Genomic DNA, 24,010 nt, shown 5'->3' with positions numbered 1-24,010 from the left:
CGCGGGCACGCTGGCCGGCGGGAACACCCCGCTCGCCCGCGTCGGTCACCGGGTCACGGCGGTCGCGTGGGTCAGCGCGTCGAGCAGGAAGACCTCGCTACCGGCCAGGCCCGTGCAGCAGAAGACGGAGACCTGGTCCGCCGTGGTCCGGCCGGGAACCGCGCCCGCCAGGATGCCGCCCAGGTCACGCAACCGTTCCGCGTACGGGGGCAGGGCCGCGAGCATCGGCGGCTGGTAGTCGGCCGCCTGGGCCGGCGAATCGGTGACCAGCAGGTCGGCGACGTCCAGCAGGTCGGTGCCGAACTCGCTGCGGTCGTGCTGCTTGAAGCCGACCGTGTTGACGTGCGTGCCGGGGCTCACCTCGACGGCGCGCAGCACCGGCGTGGGGCTCGTGGTGGCGAGCACCACGATGTCCCGGCCGGTGACGGCCGCGCCGGGGTCGGCGACCGCGCGGGCCGGCACGCCCAGTTCGGCGCGTACCCGGGCGGCGAAGGCCTCCCTGCGCGCCGTCGAACGGCTGTGCACCACCACCTCCCGCAGCGGGCGCACGGCCGCGGTGGCCCACACCTGGGTCCACGCCTGCCGGCCGGAGCCGATCACGCCGAGGGTGGTCGCGTCCGGGCGGGCCAACGCGTCCACCGCGACGCCGCCCAGCCCGCCGGTACGACGGGAGCCCAGCTCCTCGCCGACGGCGACGGCCCGGACCGCGCCGGTGTCGGCGTCGTGCAGCACGACCAGTTGCTCCCCGTTGGGGTGGCCGAACGTGTCGTACGAGCGGTAGCCGTACCAGTGGCCGACCAGGTGCCCGGCGGTGAGCACCATCCGGCCGCCGCCGAGCGGGGCGGCGGCCCGGGGTGGGGCGATCAACCGTCCCTCGTACGCGGCCACCAGGGCGGCCCGCATGGCGTCGACGGTGGTGGCGGCGTCCAGGGCGGCGGCGACCTCGGGGTCGGCGTAGAGCAGGGCCATGCCCGCCATAGTGCAAGTTGAAGCAAAGTAGAGGTCAATGCGTGGTGGCGTGAGTCACCGACCGGGGCCGCCGGCCGGTGCTAGCGTCGGCCGTGGTGACCCGGACGCGGTGGTCACTCCGGACGAGCGGTGGGCGTACCCGGTCAGGCCAAGACGCCCCGGCAGTGTGCAGACCCGACTCGTCCTCGTGAGGTGAACGATGGCCTGGCTCGTACTCGTGATCTCCGGTCTGCTGGAGACGGCCTGGGCCATCGCCCTGGACCGCAGCGCCGGCTTCAGCAGGCTGCTCCCGTCGGTGGTGTTCGTGCTGGCCCTCGTGCTGAGCATGGGCGGCCTGGCGTACGCCCTGCGCGACATCCCGGTCGGCACCGGATACGCGGTCTGGGTCGGCATCGGCGCGGTCGGCACCGCGGTGGTCGGCATGGTGGCGCTCGGCGAGTCGGTGAGCCTGCCCCGGGTCTTCTGCCTGCTGCTGGTGGTCGCCGGCGTGGTCGGCCTCAAGATCTTCCATTGACGACCACGCGTGGCGAGCACCCACAGTGGGTAGTGATCGATTCGTCACGACAGGCTCTCATCCGGAGGAAGACATGACCGACATTCCCACCACTGCCCGCCCGCGCAGCAACGCCGCCCGCATCCTCACCATCGTGGGTTTCGTCTTCGCGGTGCTCGCCCTGCTGCTCAACCCGATCATCTTCGGCGTGCTCGGCATCATCGCCGGCATCGTCGGCGCGGTCCTGGGTGACAAGCCGCTGGGCTGGTACGCCGCCGCGGCCAACGTCGTCGCCGCGATCATCGGCCTGGTGGTCATCGCCGCGCTGATCAACAACTGAACGCTCCCGACGTCACGGGCCCGCCGGATACCGGCGGGCCCGTCGTGTGTCCGGGGTCGGGTGTGGTCAGTCCACGTCGCCGCGCAGGCCGACCAGGACCTCCTCCAGCTCGTCCGGCTTGACCAGCACGTCGCGTGCCTTCGAACCCTCGGACGGCCCGACCACCCCACGGGTCTCCATGAGGTCCATGAGGCGACCCGCCTTGGCGAAACCGACCCGCAGCTTGCGCTGGAGCATCGAGGTGGAGCCGAACTGCGAGGTGACCACCAGCTCCACGGCCTGCACCAGCAGGTCGAGGTCGTCGCCGATGTCCTCGTCGATCTTCTTCTTGTTGTCCTGGGCGGGAGCCAGCACGTCCGGGCGGAACTCCGGCTCACGCTGGTCCTTGCAGAACTTCACCACGTCGCTGATCTCGCGCTCGGTGACCCAGGCCCCCTGGATGCGGACCGGCTTCGACGCGCCCATCGGCAGGAAGAGCCCGTCGCCCCGGCCGAGCAGCTTCTCCGCGCCCGGCTGGTCCAGGATGACCCGCGAGTCCGCGAGGGACGAGGTGGCGAACGCCAGCCGGGACGGCACGTTCGCCTTGATCAGACCGGTCACCACGTCGACCGAGGGACGCTGGGTGGCCAGGACCAGGTGGATGCCGGCGGCCCGCGCCAACTGCGTGATCCGGACGACCGAGTCCTCCACGTCACGCGGCGCGACCATCATCAGATCGGCCAGCTCGTCCACGATCACCAGCAGGTACGGGTACGGGCGCATCTCCCGCTCGCTGCCGGGCGGCGCCTTGATCTCGCCGTTGCGGACCTTACGGTTGAAGTCGTCGATGTGCCGGACCCCGTTGGCCGCGAGGTCGTCGTAGCGCATGTCCATCTCGCGCACGACCCAGTCCAGCGAGTCCGCCGCCTTCTTGGCGTTCGTGACGATCGGCGTGACCAGGTGCGGGATGCCCTCGTAGCCGGTCATCTCGACCCGCTTCGGGTCGATCAGCAGCAGCCGCACCTCGTCCGGCGTCGCCCGGGTCAGGATCGACACCAGCAGGGTGTTCAGGCAGGACGACTTACCCGCGCCGGTCGCGCCGGCGATGAGAATGTGCGGCATCTTGGCGAGGTTGGCCACCACGTAGCCGCCCTCGATGTCCTTGCCGAGCGCCACCACCATCGGATGGTGGTCGCTCGTCGCCGCCCGCGAGCGCAGCACGTCGCCGAGCGCCACGTTCTCCGGGTCGGTGTTCGGGATCTCCACACCGACCGCGCTCTTGCCCGGGATCGGGCTGAGAATCCGTACGTCCGGCGACTTCACCGCGTACGCGATGTTGCGGGAGAGCTGGGTGATCCGCTCGACCTTGACGCCGTGCCCCAACTCCACCTCGTACCGGGTGACCGTCGGGCCACGGGTGAAGCCGGTGACGGCGGCGTCCACGTCGAACTGGTCGAAGACGCCGGTCAGCGCGGCGATCACCTCGTCGTTGGCCTTGCTGCGGGTCTTGGGCGCGGCCCCGCTGCTGAGCATGTTGGCCGGCGGCAGGGTGTAGTCGCCCGCCAACCCGGTCAACGCGAGCTGCTCGGCGCGGGTGGGCGCGGGCGAGTGCTCGGGCGGCTCGGCCGGCTTGCGGCTGGCCGGCACCTTCGCCGGGGCCTTGCGCGGCAGGACCATGGTCTCCTGGAGGTCCGCGCCCTCCAGATCCTCGAAGTCGTCCGGGTCGATCGGTGGCGGCATCCGCTTCGCCGGCCGCTTGCGGGCGGGCCGGGCGACCGGCTCGTCGTCCTCCTCGGTGGCCTCCGGAGGCGCGACCAGTGTGCCGGCGAGCAGGCCCAGCCGCTCCGGAATCTTGTTGATCGGCGTCGCCGTGACCACGAGCAGGCCGAAGAGCAGGAGCAGGACCAACAGGGGTACGGCCACCCAGGCGGTGACCGCCCGTTCCAGCAACCCGCCCACACCGGCGCCGATCAGGCCGCCGGCGAAGTCACGCTCCACGGTGTCCACCGGGTCCTGGCCGATCTCAAGCAGCGCGGCCGTCGACACCAGCAGCGAACCCCAGCCGATCAGCCCTCGACCCCGGTGCTCCGGATCGGCCGGCTGACGCATGAGCCGCCACGCGCCGATCATCAGCAGCACCGGCACCACGACGGAGATCGCGCCGAGGAACAGCCGGACCGTGTCGGCCAGACGGGCGCCCACCGGGCCCGCGCCGGAGAACCACAGCGCCACGGCGCTGAGCAGGGCCAGCCCGAACAGCAGCAGCCCGGCCCCGTCGCGACGGTGCTCCGGATCCAGGTCGCGGGCGGAAGCGGCCTGCCGTCCGGCGGCCCGCACGGCCCACCCCATGCCGTGCGCCAGCCCCATCCACAGTGCACCCACGGCGCGGCCGACGTAGACGGCCGGGCCCGGACGGGCGGGTGTGGTGCGCCGTCGTACCGGAGCGCGGGTCTTCTTCGCCGGTTGACGGGCACGGCTGTTGGTGCCACCGCGCGGCGACGCGCCGCGTCGCCGGCTCGCCTGAGAGGTACGGCCCGCCATAGAGTCACGGTAACGGTGGGGCCGGGCAGATCGCCGCTTTTCCGGGTCGTGTCCGCGCGTCGCAGCACGGACCCTGCCGCCGGTCGTGATATCCGCCTCAGAAGGGATGCCCCATGGCGTCGCCGGGACTCGAGGACGATCCGCTGGCCGGGCACCCCGATGCGGTACGCCCGCTGACCGGCGAGCTTGTCGCCGCGGTGCTCGCCGCGCGTGGCCGTGCGGTCGGCCGTGCCCCCGACGGCGACCTCGTGGGGCGCTTCGACGACAACCTGATCTGGTTCCTCCGCCTCGGCGCCGACGGCGAGATGCTCCAGGTCCGCACGATGGTCGCGCCGACCTTCGGGATCGAGCGGGTGCCCGACCTCTACGCCTTCTGCAACTCGTGGAACCACGACCGGCTCTGGCCCAAGGCGTTCGTGCACGTGGACGACGTCGGACGGGCCCGGATCCACGGTGAGGTGATCACCGACCTGGAACGCGGCGTCACGCCGCACCAGCTCGACCGGCTGCTCGACTGTGGCATCACCACCGGCTGCCAACTCGCCGTGGCGGTCCGTCGGCTGCCCGGCGCGGTGCTGTCGTGACCGGCCGGGAGGAGACCACGGGCAGCCGCACCGACCGGGTGCACGCGCCCTCCGGTGGGGACGACGGGCGACGCGTCGGTCAGCGCGTCCCGGCGTTGGTGTCCGCGCTGGCCGACGCCCGGGACCTGCCCGACGGGCCCGGCCGGTTGGCTGCCCTGGAAGGGATCGCCGAGCGCGCCGACGCCGCCGGGGACGTCCGGTCCGCGCTGGACGCGAGGTTCGCGCTCATCGAGGCGTACCTGCTGCACGGCGAGCGGTGGCGGATCGTCGAGCCGGTACGACGCTGCCGGGCCGCCGCCGACCGGTGGCCCGGGCTGCTCGGCGACGCCGAGACCGTGCTGCTGACGCGTTACCAGCGGTACGCGGTGGAGGCGCTGCTCGGCACCCCGCGCGTGGGGCTGGACCAGACCCGTCTGCTCCTGGACGACCTGGCCGAGCGGGTGGGAACGGACGGGCTCGACGCGCCGACAGTCGCCGAACTGCGGTGCCGGATCGCCGACCACCTGGGCGACGAGCCCACCGCCCGGCGCTTCTATCGGCAGTGGGCGGGTACGCGTGGCGGTCCGGCCGGCGGGTGTCCCGGCTGCGCCCCGGCCCGCCGGGCGGAGCTGCTGGCCGGCTGGGGCGAGTGGCAGGCGGCCCGCGCCGAACTGGAGGTGTACGACACCGGTGCGCCGACCTGCACCGACCAGCCCGAGCGGGCCCTGGTCGCCGGACTGCTGCCACGGTTACGGCTCGGTGCGGTCGAGGAGGCGGCGGCGGCGCACGTGCGGGCGTACCGGCGGCACCGGCACGAGCGTGCCGCGTTCGGGCATCTCGCCGCGCACCTGCGGTTCTGCGCGCTCGGCGGGCATCTGGACCGCGGGCTGGCCATCCTGGCCGAGCAGCTACCCCGACTGGACCGGCCCACCGACGACCTCGCCGCCATGGAGTTCGCCGCGGCGGGAGCGCTGGTCTGCGGGCTGGCCGACGAGGCGGGGCTGGGCGAGCGGCGGGTGCGCCGCCCGGCGTACGGCGAGCGTCCGGCCACGGAGCTGGACACCTCGACGCTCGGCGCGCTGCTGCTCGGCCTCGCCACCGACCTGGCCGGCAGCTTCGACGCCCGCAACGGCACCGGTCACCAGTCCGGAAGGATCGCGGCCTGGTTGGCCGAACGCCCCGCCGCGACCACCGTGCCGCTGCCCGCCGACGGCGCCGACGGGGAAGAGGACGAGGCTGGGGCCGGAGCCGGAGCCGAGGCCGGGGTCGACCGGGACTCCGAGCGGGAGCTGATGGCGCTCACCGCTGACCTCATCGCCGCGACGCTCGACCGACGCGGCGACCGGTACCTGGTCGACGACGACGGCACGGTGGTCGGCCGGTGGGGGGCCGCCGTGATCCAGTTCCGGCGGGCCGGCGAGCGGGGCGAGGTGCTGCACACCCGGGCGATGGCCGACCGACGGCTACCGGCCGCGCGCAGGTCCGAGGCGTACGCCTTCTGCAACGCGTGGAACCACGACCGGCTGCTGCCCAAGGCGTACGCCCACGACCTGGACACCGAGATCGTGCTCGCCGGGGACGTGGCCACCGACCTCGCGCACGGGGTCGCGCCGGAGCAGTTGCGGGTGCTGGTGGACGCCGCCATCGCCACCGGCGTCGCGTACGCGGAGGCCGTCGCCGCCCTGCCCTGACTCGCGGGACGGCCCGCAGTTCGCACCCCCGCGCGCGCGACTGCGCGACTTCCGACAGCGCGCAACCGGACGCGCGGGACAACTGTGGTATCGCCGTGGCCCGCAACAGAATCCGGGCCGGTCACCGACATCCACGGGGGACGTCGGCGACCGGCCCGGTCACACGTGCGTCAGACCTCGACGACCGTGGGCACGATCATGGGCCGCCGCCGGTACGCGTCGTTGACCCACCGCCCCACCGTCCGCCGGACGATCTGCTGGAGCTGGTGCGGGTCGGTGATGCCGTCCGAGGCCGCGCGGTTGAGCGCTTCGGTGACCAGCGGGATCACCGGGTTGAACGCCTCGGGGTCCTCGGAGAAGCCCTTCGCCGACAGCGTCGGACCGGCGACCACCTTGCCGGTGACCGAGTCGACGACAACGGTCGTGGCGATGAACCCGCCGTCGCCCAGGATGCGCCGCTCGGTGAGCAGCGACTCGCTGACGTCGCCGACGGCGAGGCCGTCGACGTAGACGTACCGGCTCTTGACGTGCCCGACCAGGCTGGCGCGGCCCTCGACCAGGTCGACCACGTCGCCGTCCTCGCAGATCACCACCCGGTCGGGGGCGACACCGGACTCGATGCCGAGCCGAGCGTGTGCGCGCAGGTGACGCCACTCGCCGTGCACGGGCATCAGGTTGCTGGGTCGGACCACGTTGAGCAGGTAGAGCAGCTCACCGGCCGGCGCGTGCCCGGAGACGTGCACCTTCGCGACGTCCTTGTGCACGACCACCGCCCCGGCGCGGGCGAGCCGGTTGATGACCCGGTAGACCGAGGTCTCGTTGCCCGGCACCAGCGACGACGCCAGCACGACGGTGTCACCGGGCGCGATGGTGATGTGCCGGTGGTCACCGCTGGCCATGCGGCCGAGCGCGCTCATCGGCTCGCCCTGCGACCCGGTGGACATCAGCACGATCTGGTCCGGAGGCAGCGTCGTCGCCTCCTCGATCCCGATGACCAGGCCGGCCGGGATGTTGAGCAGGCCCAGGTCGCGGGCGATGCCCATGTTGCGGACCATGGACCGGCCGATCAGGGCGACCTTGCGGCCGTGCTCGGCGGCGGAGTCGAAGACCTGCTGCACCCGGTGCACGTGCGAGGCGAACGAGGCCACGATGATCCGGCCCTTGGCCTTCGCGAAGATCGAGTCGAGCACCGGTCCAATCTCCCGCTCCGGGGTGACGAAGCCGGGGATCTCCGCGTTGGTGGAGTCGGAGAGCAGCAGGTCGACGCCCTCGGCGCCGAGCCGCGCGAAGCCGGCCAGGTCGGTGATCCGGCCGTCCAGCGGGAGCTGGTCCATCTTGAAGTCGCCGGTGTGCAGCACCAGCCCGGCCGGGGTGCGGATGGCCACCGCGAGCGCGTCCGGGATCGAGTGGTTGACCGCGAAGAATTCGCACTCGAACGGCCCGAGCCGCTCACGGCCGCCCTCGCGCACGGTCAGCGTGTACGGCTGGATCCGCCGCTCGGCCAGCTTCGCCTCGACCAGGGCGAGGGTGAACTGCGAGCCGACCAGCGGGATGTCGGGCTTGTGGGCCAGCAGGTACGGCACCGCGCCGATGTGGTCCTCGTGGCCGTGCGTCAGCACGATCGCCTGGACGTCGGCGAGACGGTCCAGGATCGGGCCGAAGTCGGGCAGGATCAGGTCCACGCCCGGCTGCTCGACGTCGGGGAAGAGCACCCCGCAGTCGACGATCAGCAACTTGCCGTCGTACTCGAAGACGGTCATGTTCCGACCGATGGCGCCGAGCCCGCCGAGCGGGATGATCCGCAGGCCACCTTCCGGCAGCGGCGGGGGTAGTTCCGCCTCGATGTGCGCCTCGGTCACTCGTCCACCTCATTCTGCGACGCCGTCACCCGGCGCCCGTCGTGTCGTTCGATCATTCGGGTAGCTCCAGGCCCGCTGCCGCGAAGTCCGCGCGCAGCTGGGCGATCTCGTCGTTGGTGGCGTCCACGAGCGGGGGCCGCACCGGGCCGGCAGGCAGGCCCAGCGACGCCAGGCCGGCCTTCACCAGGATGGTGCCCTGCGTGCGGAAAATGCCGGTGAACAGCGGCAGCAGCCGCCGGTGCAGGGTCAGCGCGGTAGGCATGTCCCCCGCGTCGTACGCCTCGATCATCTGTGCGGTCAGCGCCCCGGTGAAGTGCGTGGAGGTGCCGACCACGCCCACGCATCCGACGGCCAGCGCCGGCAGGGTGAGCGCGTCCTCGCCGCTGTAGTAGGCGAGGCCGGTCCGGCTGGTCACCCAGCTGGTGGCGATCAGGTCGCCCTTGGCGTCCTTGACCGCGACGATGCGGCCGTGGTCGGCGAGCCGGACCAGTGTCTCGGTGTCGATCGGCACGCCGGAGCGGTGCGGGATGTCGTACAGCATCACCGGCAGTCCGCTGGCGTCGGCGACGGCGGTGAAGTGCCGCAGCAACCCGCTCTGCGGCGGCTTGTTGTAGTACGGCGTGACCACCAGCAGCCCGTGCGCGCCGGCCTTCTCGGCGGAGGCGGCCAGCTCGATGGTGTGCCGGGTGTCGTTCGTGCCGACACCAGCCACGACACGGGCGCGGTCACCGACGGCCTCGACCACGGCGCGGATCAGGCGTTCCTTCTCCGCGTCGGTGGTGGTCGGCGACTCGCCGGTGGTGCCGTTGACCACCAGCGCGTCGTTGCCCTGTTCGTCGACCAGGTGGCTCGCCAGTCGGGCGGCGCCGTCGAGGTCGAGTGAGCCGTCGGCGGTGAACGGGCTCACCATGGCCGTGAGCACCCGCCCGAAGGGGCGGGACACCGGTCGGGCTGCGGCGTCGGGGTGGTCCTGCGTCATACCCTCCAACCTAGCGGACGACCAGCCGGAGCCCGCCGGGGAAGGGCTCAGGACGCCTCGTGCGGGCTGGCCGCCACCTCGGTGCCGTCCGGCAGGGTGGTGATCACGAAGTCGGCGAAGACGTTCGGGGCGGCCCCCTGGAGCTGACGCAGACACTCCACGGCCAGTTCGCGGATCTCCACGTCGGCGTGCTCGGTGGCCCGCATCGCGATGAAGTGCCGCCAGGCCCGGTAGTTGCCGGTGACCACGATCCGGGTCTCGGTGGCGTTCGGCAGCACCGCGCGGGCCGCCTGCCGGGCCTGCTTGCGGCGCAACGTCGGGTTCGGCTCGTCGGAGAAGCGCTGCTCCAGACCCTCCAACAGCTCCGTGTACGCCCGCACGCTCGCTTCGGCGGCCTCGACGAACTTCTTGTGCAGCTCCGGGTCGTCGGCGATGACCGCCGGCTCGACCATTGCCGCGTCCCGCTCGGGGACGTACCGCTGCGAGAGCTGGGAGTACGAGAAGTGCCGGTGCCGGATCAGCTCGTGGGTGAAGGAGCGGGACACCCCGGTGAAGTAGAAGGTCACCGAGCCGTGCTCCAGCACGCTCAGGTGACCCACCTCGAGGATGTGCGCCAGGTAACCGGCGTTGGTGGCGGTCGCCGGGTTCGGCTTCTTCCACGACTGGTAGCAGGCCCGCCCGGCGAACTCGGCGAGCGCCTGGCCGCCCTCGGCGTCAGTCGACCACGGCACGTCGTCCGGGGCCGCGAACTGGGTCCACGCGATCAATTTGACCTGGGGCTGCACCATCTCCGGCATGCCTGGGACTGTAGTGGCGTGCCGCCTCCCGGCCCAACTCAGGCGCGCCCCGTGCAATGTCGATCACTCACTCCGCGGCGACGGCGTCGGCGCCGGCGCCGGCGCCGGCGCCGGCGCCGGCGCCGGCGTGGTCCCGCACCGCCACGGCACGGCACGGCACGGCACGGCACGGCAGAGATCGGTCGGCCTCACCACTGGGCCCGACGGTCGGGGCGCATGCCTGGGCTCAGGTCCTTTGGAGCTGAATCGTTTATGACATCGGCTGGCAGCAGAGATCACGTGATGTCGTCAACGATTCAGCTCCAAAGCGTCCGAACACCACACCCGGAGGGCGCTCGACCTGCTCCGTGCCGCCGGGCTGCCGGGCTGCCGGAGCGCAAGCCGAGCGACGAAGAGACAGCCAGACGCGAACGGCCGCGCGGACCGAGCTGGCAGTTACTGCGCGGTCGAACGCAGAGCGCGGTAAGACGCAGAGCGCGGTCAGACGCAGAGCGCGGTCAGACGTAGAGCGAGGTGAACGGCGCCCAGGGCAGGTTGCGCACCACCGTGAACGCCAGCCACGCGGCCATGAAGCCGCCGATGACCTTGGGGCTGATCCGCAGTTCGGGCAGCCGCCAGCCGAACGCCTGGTTGCCCGCCCAGGCCACGAAGAGGTAGGCCAGGAAGGGCAGGGAGAAGACGAACAGGAAGTGGTGTCGGGCGGCGGCCGGCAGGTCGGCGTGCAACACGTACCAGAGGGCGCGGGTGCCGCCGCAGCCCGGGCAGTCGAACCCGGTGGTCAGCTTGAGTATGCAGGTGGGCGCGGCGTCCGGGTCGGCGTGGGCCGGGTTGCTCACGAGCGCGTACGCCATGCCGAGCCCGACGCAGCCGACCGCGGCCAGTGGCACGGCCCAGCGCGGTGAACGCTCGTGGATCCGCAGGACGAGCCGGGTGAGCCGGTCCGGCTCGGGCGCCGGGTAGGGGTAACCGACGGGCGGCTCCGCCGACCACCCGCTCGGGGCAGCATCGGGGGCGGACGCCGTGTGGACGGCACCGGCACCGGCGGTGGGCGGTGACTGGTCGACCGGTCCGGGAACGCTCGTCACGCATTCACGGTACACCCGACACGCTCGCCAGGGCGGCCGTGAGCGGACCGGCCAGGTCGCCGGCGGCCGGGGGCGCGACCGCGTCCAGCCCGAGCCAGCCGGCCAACCGGTACAGCTCGGCGGCGAGGGCCACGGCGGTCTCCCCCGCGTCGGCCCCTGGTTCGAGCCACGCGGCCGGCACCAGCAACACCCCGGCCTTGCGGTCGGCCTTCAGGTCGACCCGGGCGGTGAACCGGTCGCCCTGCAGGAACGGCAGCACGTAGTAGCCGTACACCCGCTGGGGCGCCGGCACGTAGATCTCGATCCGGTAGCTGAAGTCGAACAGCCGCTCGGTGCGGGCACGTTCCCAGATCAGCGGGTCGAACGGGCTGACCAGCGTGTTGCCCCGAACCCAGCGCGGCAGCCGCGCCGACGCGTGCAGCCAGGCCGGCTGCCGCCAGCCCGCCACGGTGACCGGCACCAGCTCGCCGGCCTCGGCCAGCTCGGCGACCGCCTGGCGGGCCCCGGCGACCGGCAGCCGGAAGTAGTCGCGCAGCTCCGGCTCGGCGGCGACCCCGAGCGACCGCGCGGCCAGGGCCACGAGACCGCGGTACGCCTCGGCGTCGGTCGGGGTGGGCGCGGCCAGCACGGACGTCGGGAGCACCCGCTCGGGCAGGTCGTAGCGGCGGGCGAAGGACGTGCTGCGCTCGGCGGCGGTCACCTCGCCGGCCCAGAACAGGAACTCCAACGCCTGCTTGACCGCCGACCAGTTCCACCCCCAGTTGCCGGTCTGCCGGGGCGCGTCGTGCTCGATCTCGGCGGCGGTCAACGGCCCCCGGGCGGCCACCTCGTCACGCACCCAGGTGACCAGGTCCGGCTGCTCCTGCGCGATGCGCCGCATGCCGCCCCAGGCCTCGCTGCGCGCCCGTGCCATGCGCCAGCGCAGCAGCGGGTGCAGCCCGACCGGTACGAGGGACGCCTCGTGGCCCCAGTACTCGAACAGCTCCCGCGGCCGGCGGTAGGCGGCGGTGTCCAGCAGGGCCGTCGGGTACGGACCGAGTCGACTGTAGAGCGGCAGGTAATGCGCCCGTTGCAGCACGTTGACCGAGTCCATCTGGATCAGGGCGACCCGGTCCAGGACCCGGCGCAGGTGCCGACGGGTGGGCACGCCGGTCGGCGGCGGGTCGGCGAAGCCCTGGGCGGCGAGCGCCACCCGCCGGGCCTGGGCGAGCGAGAGTGATTCCGGTGCGGCCATCGTCGGCGACGATAAATCATCGGTACGACGTCGGTGCGGGAAGCTGGACTCCGACCGTCATCGGGGCATAGAACGGTGCAATGCTGACCATCCGCCGGGAGGAGCCGGACGACGCCGAGGCGATCGCCCGGGTGCACGTGCACGGCTGGCAGTCGGGTTACGCCGGTGTCATGCCGGACGAGGTGCTCGGTCGGCTCAACGTGGCGGCCTGGGCGCAGCGCCGCCGTGAGGTGGGCACCGCCGAGCCGGAGCACCCGTTCACCACCCTCCTCGGCGAGGTGGACGGGCTGGCCGTCGGTTTCACGACCTTCGGGCCGTACCGCCGCAACCAGGATCGGGACGACCTGGATCCGAGCGTCGGCGAGGTGCTGGCGCTCTACGTCGAGCCGGCGTTCTGGGGCGACGGGACGGCCACCGCGCTGTTCTCGGCCGCCCGCGCCGGGCTCAGCGAGCGGGGCTGGACCGGCTACCGGCTGTGGGTGCTGGCCGACAACGGGCGGGCCCGCCGGTTCTACGAACGGGCCGGGCTGTCACCGGACGGTGAGCGGTCGACCTACCAGGTGCCGCTCGCCGGCGGGCGTGGGCCGGTCGGGCTCGTCGAGCTGCGGTACGCCGGACGCCTCGACGACTGACCCACCCGGCGTCAGCCACCGGCGGATCGGCAGGAAGGCCAGCAGCGCCAGGCTGATCCAGACGTACGCGTTGCTGCCGAGGAAGCCGTCGACGCCGGTGAAGTCCTTCTCCCAGAACCAGACGGTCCGGCTGATCAGCAGCACGTACCCGATGATCGCGGCGACCAGCAGGACGCGCCGGCGACGGCCGGCCGGCGCGGCCATCGCGTTGTCGACGAGCAGGATCAGCGCGGGCAGCAGCCAGACCAGGTGGTGTACCCAGGTGACCGGGCTGACCAGGCACATCACCGCGCCGGTCAGGGCCAGGCCGGTGACCTCGTCGCCGGCCGCGACGGCCGCGCGGGACCGCCAGGCCCAGAGCCCCAGGGCGCCGAGGACCAGCAGCAGCCAGAGCAGGGTGCTCGGGTGCTGCGGGTCGAGGCGGGCGACCACGCCGCGCAGCGACTGGTTGGAGACGAACGCCAGCTCGCCCACCCGCCCGGTGTTCCACAGCGCCTCGGTCCAGAACTCCCGGGACGCGTCCGGGAAGAGCGCGCCGGCCAGCACGGTCACCCCGGCGGCCGTGCCGCTGGCGGTGAGAGCTGCGCGCCACCGCCCGGTGACCAGCAGGTAGACGATGAAGATGCCGGGGGTCAGCTTGATCGCGGTGGCCAGGCCGATGCCCACACCCGCCCACCGGTTGCCGGCGGGCAGCAGCCGGAGCAGGTCGACCGCGACCAGGAAGAGCAGCAGCGTGTTGACCTGACCGAAGTTGACGGTCTCGCGCATCGGCTCGAAGGCGGCGGCCAGGCAGAGCGCGACGGCGAGGGCGAACCAGCGGGTCCAGCCGGCCCGCTGGGCGATCGGGTCGACGAACCACCAGATCAGCACGGTGGTGGTGGCCACGCTGGCGAGCACGCTCACCACGATCGCGGCCGTCCACGGCAGGTACGCCATCGGCAGCATGACCAGCGCGGCGAACGGCGGGTAGGTGAAGCCGTACTGGGTGGTGGGCTTGAGGTAGTCGTAGATCTCCCCGCCGTCGTGCACCCACCACGTCAACGCGCCGTAGTAGACCTTGAGGTCGAAGAAGCCGTGCCGCACGGCGGCGACGGAGAGGAACGCGGTGACCGCCACGGCGAGCACCACCACCCCGACGACCTGCGCGGCCGTCCTGTTGGCACCCTGCGCCACCGTCGCCTCCCTGGCCCTTGAGTAGGCTTGCGTCCCATGGCTCTCGGGTACGTCCGCCCGGCGCGTCCCGAGGACGCCGGCGAGATCGCACGCATCCAGCTCGCGACCTGGCGGGTCGCGTACCGCCGGATCCTGCCTCGGCACGTGCTCGACAACCTGGACGAGGCGTTCCTCGCCCGGCGGTGGAGCGCCGCGGTGCTGGAGCCGCCCTCGGGCGCGCACCGGGTGCTGGTCGCCGTCGAACAGGCGGAGCAATCGTATCTGGTGGGGTTCGCCGCCTCCGGCCCGGCCGACGGCGAGGCCCTCGCTCCGGGGGAGCCGGCCGACGCACTGGGCCCGGACGTGGCGGCGGTGACCGACCTGCTGGTCGAGCCGCGCTGGGGTCGGCGGGGGCACGGCAGCCGGCTGCTCGCCGCCACCGTCGACCTGTGGCGCTCCGACGGGATGAGTCGGGCGGTGGCCTGGGCGTTCGACGGCGACGAGGCGACCCGGAAGTTCCTTACCAGCACCGGCTGGGAGCCCGACGGCGCGGCCAGGGCGCTGGACGTCGACGACATGCTGGTGCCCCAGGTGCGCCTGCACGTGGCCGTCCCGCCGGAGAAGACCGAGTGAACCGGTGCGGCGGCTGCGGGCCGCCGCACCGGCACGGTCAGCCCTTGTCCGATCCGTCGTTGGCGTCGCGGACGAAGTAGCGCTGGAAGACCACGAAGATGATCGCCACGGGAATGGTGGCGAGCAGCGCCGCGCCCAGCTTCAGCGGGTACTGGGTGCCGCTGCCCAGCGAGCCGCTGACCAGGTCGGCGAGGCCACGCGGCAGGGTGAACAGCTCCGGGTCCTGCACCGACACGAGACTGTGCGGGAACTCGTTCCAGGAGCCCTGGAACGACAGGATGGTCAGGGTGATCAGGGCCGGCTTCGCCATCGGCAGCACCACCGACCAGAAGGTGCGGAAGATGCTCGCCCCGTCGATGCGGGCGGCCTCCTCCACACTCACCGGGATCGACTCGAAGAACTGCTTCATGATGAACACGCCCGCCGCGTCGGCCAGCAGCGGCACCACGAGGCCGGCGTAGCTGTTGTAGATGCCGAGCTGGTTGAGCACCAGGAACTTCGGGATCAGCAGGACCACACCGGGGACCGCCATCACCGCGATGACGGCCGCGAACAGCCCGCCGCGTCCGGCGAACCGCAGCCGGGCCAGGGCGTACCCGGCGAGCGAGTCGAAGAACACCCGACCGAGGGTGACCAGCACGGTCACCAGCAGCGAGTTGCCCAGCCAGAGCGGGAAGTTGGTGCCCGCGAAGATCCGCTCGAAGCCGGCCAGGGTGAGCGGGTCCGGGAACGGCGACAGCGGGTTGGCCGCCGCGTCCGGCTCGGTCTTGAGCGAGTTGCCGATCTGGATGACGAACGGGTAGAGGAACACCAACCCGAAGAAGACCAGCGTCGCGTACCCCAGGAAGCGGGTGGCCAGCGTGCGGGCCGCGCGCTGGTCGCCGCGCGCGGGCCCCGCCGGGCGGTCGGTGCGCACGGTCATCTCAGGGCCTCTCCGGTACGCGCCGACGCCGCCAGCCGCGGCGCGGTCGGTCGGTGTCCCGCTCGGCCAGCGCGCGGCGCTGGATCAGCGTGAGCACGATGATGATCAGGAACAGGACGAACGAGATCGCCGCGCCGGATCCGTAGTCGAAGTCCCGGAAGGCGGTCCGGTACGACAGGTACGCCGGGGTGAGGGTGGTCTTGGCCGGGTCGCCCTGGCTCATGACGTACACCTGGTCGAAGACCTGCCAGGAGCCGATCAGGCCGAGGGTGAGCACCAGGAAGGTGGTCGGCCTGATCATCGGCAGCGTGACGTGACGGAAGCGCTGCCAGCGGGACGCGCCGTCGAGGGTGCTCGCCTCGTCGAGGGTCACCGGGACGTTCTGGAGCCCGGCCAGGAACATCAGCATGAACGTGCCGGAGGTCGTCCAGACGACCAGCGTGATGATCGAGGTCATGGCGACGCTGGGGCCGGCGAGCCAGTCCCACCAGGTCAGCCCGAACGGGCCGCCGTCGGTCAGCGCCGCCGGGGGCGTGTCGACGCCGACCGCGCCGAGCAGGAGGTGCAGGACGCCCCGGGAGTCGGCGAACCACTCCGGTCCGTCGATGCCGAGGAAGCCGAGCAGCGCGTTCACCGCGCCGGAGTTGGCGAACAGGAACAGGAACACCACGCTGATCGCGACCGAGCTGGTGACCGAGGGGAAGTAGAAGGCGCTGCGGAAGAAGCTCTTGCCCTTGAGCATCCGGTTGTTGACGATCAGCGCCAGCCCCAGCGCGAGCACGGTCTGCGTCGGCACCACGATGACCACGTAGTAGATGTTGTTGCGGATGCTGGTCATGAAGTCGCGGCGGGCCAACCCGTCCTCGGTGAACAACTGGGTGTAGTTGTGCGCGCCGACGAACGGGACGTCGCCGGTGAACGGGCTGCCCTGGCCGTTCCAGTCGGTCAGGCTGACCCAGAGCGCCATCAGGATCGGCAGCAGCAGGAACAGCCCCAGGATGACGATCACCGGCGCGACGAACAGCCAGCCGGCGAGGTTCTCGTTGCCGCGAACGCCACCACGGCGGCGGCGGCCCGCGCCGGGCGCGGTGGCCGTGGCGGTCAGTGTCTCGGTTGCCATCTCCCCTCCCTTCCTCTCTCGGGCCGACGTGCGGCGGGGGTCCCTGGTCCGTGGGGCCCCCGCCGACTCGTCAGCTACCGCCGAGCGCCGCCTTGGCGTTCTTGTCGAAGTTCTGCAGCACGGTCTTCGGGTCGCCGTTGGCCAGGCCCTGCAGACCGGTGTCGAGATCCTTGAGGACGCTGTCCATCTTCGGCGCGTTCACCGGGCCCTGGGCGTACGCGGCGCCGTCGATGAAGACCTTGTCGCCCGGGGAGGCGGCGATGTACTGATCGCGCACCGACTGCCGCGACGGCATGACACCGACCGCCTTGGCGAACGTCAACTGCTGCTCACCGGCGGTCATCGCCTCGACGAACTTGATCGCCTGGTCCTTGTACTTGCTCTTCGCCGCGATGCCCCAGCACTGGGTGAACGAGAGGGTGCCCTGACCACTCGGCCCGGCCGGCAGCGGCACCACCTTGTACTTCACGTTCGGGAAGTCGTTCTGCATGGCACCCTTGATCCAGTTGCCCTCGATCGTCATCACGGCCTTGCCCTTGCCGAACGCCTCGCCGGACCAGCCCGAGTCGAGCTGCTTCGGGTACTTGGCCAGGCCGGAGGTGAGCAGGGTCTTGACGTACTCCAGGGCCGCCAGGTTCTTCGCGCTGTCGGCGGTCGGCTGCTTGCCGTCCTCGCTCATCAGCCAGCCACCGTTCTGCACCAGGAAGGCGCCGATCCGGTCGCGGGTGTCGCCGAGCGCCAGGGCGACCTGCCCCTTCGCCTTGATTTTCTGGGCGGTCACGGTGAGCTGGTCCCAGGTGGTCGGCACGTCGGCGTCGGTCAGCCCGGCCTTGGCCCACAGGTCGGTGTTGATCTGCAGCGCCAGGGTGGAGAAGTCCTTGGGAGCGCAGTAGAGCTTGCTGTCGTAGCTGAACGTCATACGCAGGCTCTCGTAGAAGTCGCCCTTGTCCGCGAGCTTGTCGCCGTACGGCTCCAGCGCGCCGACGCTCGCGTAGTCGGCGAAGCGGGCCGCGTCGACGTAGAAGACGTCCGGCGGGGTGCCTCCGGCGAGGGCCTGGCCGAGCTGCTGGGTGAGGTCCTGCGCGGGGGTGACCGTCGCGGTGTTGCCGGAGCTGCTGGCCCACTTGGCGGCGGCGTCCTGGACGGCCTTGGTCTCGGCCTCGCCGGAGGAGCCGATGAGGATCTGCAGGTTGGCCGGACCACTGGACTGGGCGGCGTCGCCGGAGTCGTCGAAGCCGCTGCCGCAGGCCGCGGAGCCGAACAGCGCGACGGCGGCGAGGCCGGCGACCGCTGCCCGGGTGAGGGTTCTGGGTGCCATGGGTTTCTCCTGGTGGGGGGGTGGGTTACGCGGTGTGCCGCAGGGCCAGCGAGGGCGCGAGCAGCACGGGGGTGGGTGTCTGGTTGCCGTCGAGGACGCCGGTGAGCAGGTCCACGCAGCGGGCGGCGGCCTCGGCGAGGGGTTGGCTGACGCTGGCCAGGCCGATGGCGGCGGCCACCGGCGTGTCGTCGAAGCCGATCACCGACACCGGCGGGTCGAGGTCGCGGATCGCCTGGAGAGCGCCGAGCGCGAGCGAGTCGCTGGCACAGACCACGGCGGTCGGCGTCTCGGCGGCGAGCAGGTCGCGCATGAGGCGTTCGCCCTCGGCGACGCCGTCCTCGGTCTCCCGGTGCAGTCCGGCGGGGTCGATGCCGGCGGCGTCCAGCGTGTCGCGCCAGCCGGCGCGCCGGTCGTCGCCGACGCCGGAGCCGATGGGCCAGCCGATGAAGGCGATCCGCCGATGCCCGGCGTCGAGCAGGTGCCGGGTGGCGGCGGCGGTGCCGGCCGCGCCGTCCACGTCGACCCAGGGGTGCGCGTCGAGCGCGTCCCACGGCCGACCGAACGTCACGAACGGCACCTCCCGTTCGGCGAGCCAGGCGGTACGCGGGTCGCCGTACTTGGTGCCGACCAGCACGAACGCGTCCAGCTCGTACGTGCCGAGCAGGTCGTCGTAGGTGGCGATCTCCCGCTCGTCGTCGGTGGCGGTGTAGAGCAGCACCCGGTAGCCGGCGGCGTCGGCGGTCTCGGTGAGGCCGTGCAGGAAGCGGTCGAGCACGGAGCCGTTGATGCCGTCACGGGTGGGTTCGATGCGGGCGGCGATGAGTCGGGACCGGCCGGTGCGCATCTGCCGTGCGGCCTGGTTCGCCCGATAGCCGAGCGCGTTGATCGCGTCCTCGACCCGCTGGCGGGTCTCCTGCCGCACGATGTGCGGGGAATTGAGCACGTTGGAGACCGTCTGGCGGCTCACGCGGGCGTGCCGGGCCACCGTTGCGATGGTTACCTTTTCAGGCACTTAATCCCTCTCGCCGTCTTGAACGATCCAATTCGGATAGTGCAGAATTAGATCGTTCAAGTTTCTGGAATGTTTCGCACTTTGCACCGCCAGGGGCGCGTTGTCAAGACGTCCGCCCCGCACCCCGATGATCTGGAGCCGCACCGTGACCGAACGCCAGCTGCAACCCCTCCTGCACGAGTTGGTGGGGGTGGTGCTCGCCCCCACCAGCGCGCTGGGGGACGCGACCGGGCAGATCCGCCCGACCGGCGTCCAGGGCGTCTTCCACGCCGACGCCCGCGTGCTCTCCCGGGCCGAGCTGCGGGTGGACGACCAGGAGCTGGAAGGGCTGACCCACGGCGACGACGGCCCGCACGGCGCCCGCTTCGTCAGTCTGGCCCGCTGGCTCGGCGAACCCACTCCCGACCCCACCGTCCGCGTCGACCGCTCCCGCCGGGCCACCCGCAACGGCCTCACCGAAGAGCTGCGGATCGTCTCCACCGCGACGGTCGGCGTACGGACCACCGTCAGCGTCGACCTCGCCTGCGACCTGGCGCCCATCGAGGTGGTCAAGTCCGGTGGCGCCACCGCGCCCCTGGAGGCCAAGACCGGGCAGCCGGGCGTGCTCACCTGGGCCGCCGACGGGATCACCGTCACCGTCACCGCGCCGGACGCGGACGTGCTCGCCACCGGCGAGCGTGCCACCGCGCCCCGGCTGACCTGGCCGGTCGACCTGCCCCCGCGCGGCGAGACCGTGCTGCGCTGGCAGGTGGCCGTCACGGACCCCCGCGCCGTGGTGGTCGGCCCGACCGGCGAGCCGGAGTGGGCCCGGCCCGAGGTGACCGCCGACGACCGGCGGCTGGTCCGTCTCCTCGACCGCAGCCTGGACGACCTGCGCGGGCTACGACTCGCCGAGACCGGCGCTCCGGGGGACGTCTTCCTCGGCGCCGGCGTTCCCTGGTTCCTCACCCTGTTCGGCCGGGACAGCCTCTGGGCCGCCCGGATGATGCTGCCGCTCGGCACCGACCTGGCCGCCGGCACCCTGCGCGTACTCGCCCGCCGCCAGGGCACCCGCGTCGACCCGGCCACCGGCGAGGCCCCCGGCAAGATCCTGCACGAGCTGCGCCGCCACGAGTTCGCGCTCCCCGACGACGGGCTACGACTACCGCCGGCCTACTACGGCACCGTCGACGCCACCATGCTCTGGGTCAACCTGCTGCACGACGCATGGCGCTGGGGCCTGCCCGCCGAACAGGTCGAACCGCTGCTACCGCACCTGGAGGCCGCCCTGCGCTGGCTCGGCGAGCACGCCGACCCGGACGGCGACGGCCTGGTCGAGTACGTCGACACCACCGGGCACGGACTGTCCAACCAGGGCTGGAAGGACTCCGGCGACGCCGTACGCTTCCACGACGGGTCGCTGGCCCCCGCGCCGATCGTGCTGGCCGAGGTGCAGGCGTACGCGCACGAGGCGGCGGTGAACGGCGCGGCACTGCTGGACGCCTTCGGCCGCCCCGGCGGAGACCGCTGGCGCGCACACGCCGCCGCCCTGGCCCGCCGTTTCCGGGACAGCTTCTGGGTCGACGGCCGGTACGGCCCGCAGCCCGCCCTGGCGCTCGACCGGGACAAGCGACCGGTCGACTCGTTGACCAGCAACATCGGCCACCTGCTCGGCACCGGACTGCTCGACGCCGACGAGGAGGCGCAGGTCGCCCGCCTACTCACCACGGACACCATGGCCGGTGGCTTCGGGTTGCGGACGATGTCCACCGACGACGCCGGCTTCAGCCCCCTGTCGTACCACTGCGGTTCGATCTGGACCCACGACACGGCGATCGTGCTCGCCGGGCTGGCCCGCGCCGGGCACTCCGAGGCCGCGCTCGGCCTGGCCGAAGGGCTGCTCTCGGCGGCCGAGGCGTTCGACTACCGGATGCCCGAGCTGTACGGCGGCGACGACCGGACGCTGCTGCGCCGCCCGGTGCCGTACCCGGCGGCCTGCCGTCCGCAGGCGTGGGCCGCGGCGGGCGCGGTCCTGCTGCTCCAAGCCGCGACGGGCCTCTACCCCGATGTACCGGGCGGCACGGTCCGGCTGACCCCACTCGCCGGCCCCGAACTCGGCGCAGTGCGGGCCACCAACCTCCGGGTAGCCGGTACCCCGGTCACGGTCAGGGTCGACCAGACCGGAAACGCCGAGGTAACCGGCCTCCCCACCCCGCTAACCCCGACGATCCCCACCCAACGCACCCCAACCCCCTCCCACCTCCGCTAACCCCGCCCCCGCCCCGCCCCTCCCCGTCGATCATGGAGTTGTGGTGGGCGAAAGCTCCATACCTGCCCCTTCTGCGGGGCACCACAACTCCATGATCGACGCCGACGGAGAGGCGAGGTCCGTGCAGTCCCCGCGATCTTGCAGTTTGTGTTGCCGAGATGGGCAGGATTGCCGTTTTTGTCGCGACAGAAACTGCAAGATCGCGAGGGCGGCGCGCGCTGGCTCAGCCGAGGAGTGGGTCCAGGCCGATGGTCAGGCCGGGGCGGGTGCGCACCGCACGGACGGCCAGGATGACACCGGGCATGAACGACACCCGGTCGTACGAGTCGTGCCGGATCGTCAGCGTCTCACCGGTGCCACCGAACAGCACCTCCTGGTGGGCGACCAGTCCGGTGGCGCGTACGGCGTGCACGCGTACCCCGTCGATGTCGGCTCCCCGCGCGCCCGGCACCTCGTCCTTCGTCGCGTCCGGAACCGGGCCGAGTCCGGCCTCGGCGCGGGCCTGGGCGATCTGCCGGGCGGTGTGGGTGGCGGTGCCGCTCGGGGCGTCCAGCTTGCCGGGGTGGTGCAGCTCGATGATCTCGACGGACTCGAAATGCCGGGCGGCCCGCGCGGCGAACTGCATCATCAGCACCGCGCCGATACCGAAGTTCGGGGCGATGACCACGCCCACCTCCGGCTTGTCGGCCAGCCAGCCGCGCACCTGGTCCAGCCGCTGCTCGGTGAAGCCGGTGGTGCCGACGACCGCGTGGATGCCCTGCCCGATGGCCCACCTGAGGTTGTCCATGACCACGTCGGGCGTGGTGAAGTCGACGACCACCTGGGCGGCGGACGCGGCGTCGAGGCCGTCGCCCTGGTCGATCGCGGCGGCCAGTTCGAGATCGTCAGCGGCCTCGACGGCCTTGCAGACCTCGACGCCCATCCGACCACGGGCACCGAACACGCCGACCCGGGTCTTCCCCTGCTCGTCAGTCACGGGGCACAACCTATCCCAATCGGGACGTGCGCTCCCGGCCGGGACAGATCCTTGAGCGGTGTCAGCCGGTGAAGTCGCCCTCGCCGAACGGACCGACGACGGCAAGCGACATCGGCCGGCTCAGCAGCTCCGCGGCGAGGATGTTGACGTCCTCGACGGTAACGCCGTCGACCCGACGGAGCAGCTCGTCCACCGGCATCAGGTCGCCGTAGAGCAGCTCTCCCTTGGCCAGCCGACTCATCCGCGAGCCGGTGTCCTCGAGGCCGAGCACGAACGAGCCCTTGCTCATGCCCTTGCCCCGGGCCACCTCGGCCTCGGTCAACCCGTCGGCGGCCACCCGGGCCAGCTCGGCGCGGGTCAGGGCCAGCACCTCGTCCACCTTGCCCGGCGCGCACCCGGCGTAGACGGCGAACAGACCGCTGTCGGCGTACTGGCTGGCGTAGGAGTAGACCGAGTACGCGAGGCCGCGCTGCTCGCGGATCTCCTGGAAGAGGCGGCTGGACATGCCGCCGCCGAGCACGTTGTTGAGCACGCCGAGGGCGAAGCGCCGGTCGTCGGTGCGGTCGATGCCGGGGCAGCCGAGGATGACGTGCGCCTGCTCGGTCTCCTTCGGCTCGACCATGGTGGTGGCCGGCTTGGTGCGTACCGCAGGGGTGGCCGCGCGGTGTGCGGCCGGCGCGGCCGGGTCGCTGTCCAGCGGCGTGCCGCGCACGGCCTGGCGAACCAGCTTGACCACGGCGGCGTGGTCGAGGTTGCCGGCGGCGGCGATGACGATCTGCGGCGCCGTGTAGCGACCCCGGTAGAAGGACTGGATCTGCCGGCGGGTCATCGGCGTGACGGTCTCCTCGGTGCCGGAGATCAGCCGACCCAGCGGGTGGTCGCCGTAGACGGCCCGGGCGAAGAGGTCGTGCACCTCGTCACCGGGCTCGTCGTCGTGCATGGCGATCTCCTCCAGGATCACGCCCCGCTCGGTCTCCACGTCGGCCGGCTCCAGCAGGGAGTCGGCGACCAGGTCGCACATCACGTCGATCGCCAGCGGCAGGTCCTCGTCCAGCACGCGGGCGTAGTAGCAGGTGTATTCCTTCGTGGTGAAGGCGTTCGTCTCGCCACCGACCGCCTCGATCTGCGAGGAGATCTCCAACGCGGTCCGCTTGTGGGTGCCCTTGAAGAGCAGGTGCTCCAGGAAGTGCGCGGCGCCGGCCTGCGGACGGGTCTCGTCCCGCGAGCCCACCGCCACCCAGATGCCGAAGGAGACGCTGCGCATCGCCGGGATCGCCTCGGTCAGCACGCGCAGGCCGCTGGGCAGCACGGTACGTCGTACCGTGCCGCCCAGCGGGTCGTCGCTGAGGGTTCTGGTGACCGCGCGGGCGGTGCCGCCGGAGCGGCCCGCCGCGGTGTCCCGAGACGGGGCCACCCCCCGTCGATCCGGTGGAAACGGCGCACTGAAGGCCCGACTCACGTGGTGCT

General features: G+C 72.2%; 21 protein-coding genes and 1 riboswitch. Of the genes, 7 read left to right on the top strand and 14 right to left on the bottom strand.

The features are described 5' to 3' along the window. Positions 1-45: 45 nt before the first annotated feature. On the bottom strand, positions 46-969 hold the full coding sequence (locus ACTFTM_RS08425) for an ornithine cyclodeaminase family protein (protein WP_449565258.1): 924 nt from the start codon (positions 967-969) through the stop codon (positions 46-48). Between the two features lie 92 nt (positions 970-1,061). Continuing rightward, positions 1,062-1,132: riboswitch (guanidine-III (ykkC-III) riboswitch) on the top strand. Positions 1,133-1,168: 36 nt separating this feature from the next. Here ACTFTM_RS08425 and ACTFTM_RS08420 point away from each other — a divergent pair. After that, on the top strand, positions 1,169-1,483 hold the full coding sequence (locus tag ACTFTM_RS08420; RefSeq protein WP_449565257.1) for a DMT family transporter: 315 nt from the start codon (positions 1,169-1,171) through the stop codon (positions 1,481-1,483). Positions 1,484-1,556: 73 nt separating this feature from the next. Next, on the top strand, positions 1,557-1,802 hold the full coding sequence (locus ACTFTM_RS08415) for a hypothetical protein (RefSeq protein WP_449565256.1): 246 nt from the start codon (positions 1,557-1,559) through the stop codon (positions 1,800-1,802). 66 nt (positions 1,803-1,868) lie between these two features. Here the strand turns inward: ACTFTM_RS08415 and ACTFTM_RS08410 are convergent, their stop codons facing one another. Then, positions 1,869-4,322, bottom strand: coding sequence for a DNA translocase FtsK 4TM domain-containing protein (locus tag ACTFTM_RS08410; RefSeq protein ID WP_449565255.1), 2,454 nt, complete (start codon positions 4,320-4,322; stop codon positions 1,869-1,871). Between the two features lie 113 nt (positions 4,323-4,435). On the opposite strand from ACTFTM_RS08410, the gene ACTFTM_RS08405 reads away from it, so the two are divergent. After that, entirely contained in the window at positions 4,436-4,906 is a 471-nt protein-coding gene (locus ACTFTM_RS08405; protein ID WP_449565254.1) for a YbjN domain-containing protein, read from the top strand. A gap of 95 nt (positions 4,907-5,001) precedes the next feature. After that, positions 5,002-6,576, top strand: a complete 1,575-nt coding sequence (locus ACTFTM_RS08400) for a YbjN domain-containing protein (protein WP_449566577.1) — start codon at positions 5,002-5,004, stop codon at positions 6,574-6,576. A 170-nt stretch (positions 6,577-6,746) separates the two neighbouring features. Here ACTFTM_RS08400 and ACTFTM_RS08395 read toward each other — a convergent pair whose 3' ends face one another. From ACTFTM_RS08395 to ACTFTM_RS08375, 5 genes are all read right to left on the bottom strand, one after another. Beyond that, positions 6,747-8,435: a ribonuclease J gene (locus tag ACTFTM_RS08395; RefSeq protein ID WP_422738863.1), complete on the bottom strand. Its 1,689-nt coding sequence runs from the start codon at positions 8,433-8,435 to the stop codon at positions 6,747-6,749. A gap of 52 nt (positions 8,436-8,487) precedes the next feature. Then, a complete protein-coding gene (dapA, locus tag ACTFTM_RS08390) occupies positions 8,488-9,414 on the bottom strand; it encodes a 4-hydroxy-tetrahydrodipicolinate synthase (protein ID WP_433537556.1) in 927 nt (308 codons plus the stop codon). Between the two features lie 47 nt (positions 9,415-9,461). Continuing rightward, a complete protein-coding gene (thyX, locus tag ACTFTM_RS08385) occupies positions 9,462-10,202 on the bottom strand; it encodes an FAD-dependent thymidylate synthase (protein WP_449566576.1) in 741 nt (246 codons plus the stop codon). Between the two features lie 506 nt (positions 10,203-10,708). Beyond that, on the bottom strand, positions 10,709-11,296 hold the full coding sequence (locus tag ACTFTM_RS08380; protein WP_449565253.1) for a DUF2752 domain-containing protein: 588 nt from the start codon (positions 11,294-11,296) through the stop codon (positions 10,709-10,711). A 4-nt stretch (positions 11,297-11,300) separates the two neighbouring features. Further along, the gene (locus ACTFTM_RS08375; RefSeq protein ID WP_449565252.1) at positions 11,301-12,530 is read right to left on the bottom strand and encodes a winged helix-turn-helix domain-containing protein; all 1,230 of its coding nucleotides are present in this window, start codon (positions 12,528-12,530) and stop codon (positions 11,301-11,303) included. 80 nt (positions 12,531-12,610) lie between these two features. On the opposite strand from ACTFTM_RS08375, the gene ACTFTM_RS08370 reads away from it, so the two are divergent. Next, a complete protein-coding gene (locus tag ACTFTM_RS08370; protein WP_449565251.1) occupies positions 12,611-13,162 on the top strand; it encodes an N-acetyltransferase family protein in 552 nt (183 codons plus the stop codon). Here the strand turns inward: ACTFTM_RS08370 and ACTFTM_RS08365 are convergent. Then, positions 13,061-14,335, bottom strand: a complete 1,275-nt coding sequence (locus ACTFTM_RS08365; RefSeq protein WP_449565250.1) for a glycosyltransferase 87 family protein — start codon at positions 14,333-14,335, stop codon at positions 13,061-13,063. The genes ACTFTM_RS08370 and ACTFTM_RS08365 overlap by 102 nt on opposite strands. Positions 14,336-14,371: 36 nt before the next feature. Here ACTFTM_RS08365 and ACTFTM_RS08360 point away from each other — a divergent pair, with 36 nt between their 5' ends. Continuing rightward, positions 14,372-14,947, top strand: a complete 576-nt coding sequence (locus ACTFTM_RS08360) for an N-acetyltransferase family protein (protein WP_449565249.1) — start codon at positions 14,372-14,374, stop codon at positions 14,945-14,947. A 37-nt stretch (positions 14,948-14,984) separates the two neighbouring features. On the opposite strand, the gene ACTFTM_RS08355 is transcribed toward ACTFTM_RS08360, so the two are convergent. The 4 genes from ACTFTM_RS08355 to ACTFTM_RS08340 form a co-directional block, all read right to left on the bottom strand. Further along, a complete protein-coding gene (locus tag ACTFTM_RS08355; protein ID WP_449565248.1) occupies positions 14,985-15,869 on the bottom strand; it encodes a carbohydrate ABC transporter permease in 885 nt (294 codons plus the stop codon). Position 15,870: 1 nt separating this feature from the next. After that, positions 15,871-16,989 (bottom strand): carbohydrate ABC transporter permease, encoded by a 1,119-nt coding sequence (locus ACTFTM_RS08350; RefSeq protein ID WP_449565247.1) that lies wholly within the window; start codon positions 16,987-16,989, stop codon positions 15,871-15,873. Between the two features lie 70 nt (positions 16,990-17,059). Then, positions 17,060-18,307: a sugar ABC transporter substrate-binding protein gene (locus tag ACTFTM_RS08345; RefSeq protein WP_449565246.1), complete on the bottom strand. Its 1,248-nt coding sequence runs from the start codon at positions 18,305-18,307 to the stop codon at positions 17,060-17,062. Between the two features lie 25 nt (positions 18,308-18,332). Next, a complete protein-coding gene (locus tag ACTFTM_RS08340; RefSeq protein WP_449565245.1) occupies positions 18,333-19,292 on the bottom strand; it encodes a LacI family DNA-binding transcriptional regulator in 960 nt (319 codons plus the stop codon). Positions 19,293-19,464: 172 nt separating this feature from the next. On the opposite strand from ACTFTM_RS08340, the gene ACTFTM_RS08335 reads away from it, so the two are divergent. Continuing rightward, complete coding sequence (locus ACTFTM_RS08335; protein WP_449565244.1) at positions 19,465-21,567, top strand: amylo-alpha-1,6-glucosidase; 2,103 nt, start codon at positions 19,465-19,467, stop codon at positions 21,565-21,567. Positions 21,568-21,790: 223 nt separating this feature from the next. On the opposite strand, the gene dapB is transcribed toward ACTFTM_RS08335, so the two are convergent. Together dapB and ACTFTM_RS08325 are read right to left on the bottom strand one after the other, a co-directional pair. Then, on the bottom strand, positions 21,791-22,543 hold the full coding sequence (gene dapB, locus ACTFTM_RS08330) for a 4-hydroxy-tetrahydrodipicolinate reductase (protein ID WP_449565243.1): 753 nt from the start codon (positions 22,541-22,543) through the stop codon (positions 21,791-21,793). A 61-nt stretch (positions 22,544-22,604) separates the two neighbouring features. After that, positions 22,605-24,002 carry a M16 family metallopeptidase gene (locus tag ACTFTM_RS08325; protein WP_449565242.1) on the bottom strand — a complete coding sequence of 466 codons (1,398 nt, stop codon included), beginning with the start codon at positions 24,000-24,002 and terminating at the stop codon, positions 22,605-22,607. Positions 24,003-24,010 lie beyond the last annotated feature (8 nt).

The organism is Micromonospora sp. RB23 (genome assembly GCF_053585025.1).
Note: the sequence above shows the minus strand (reverse complement) of the source record. Positions and strands in the feature narration are given on the sequence as shown.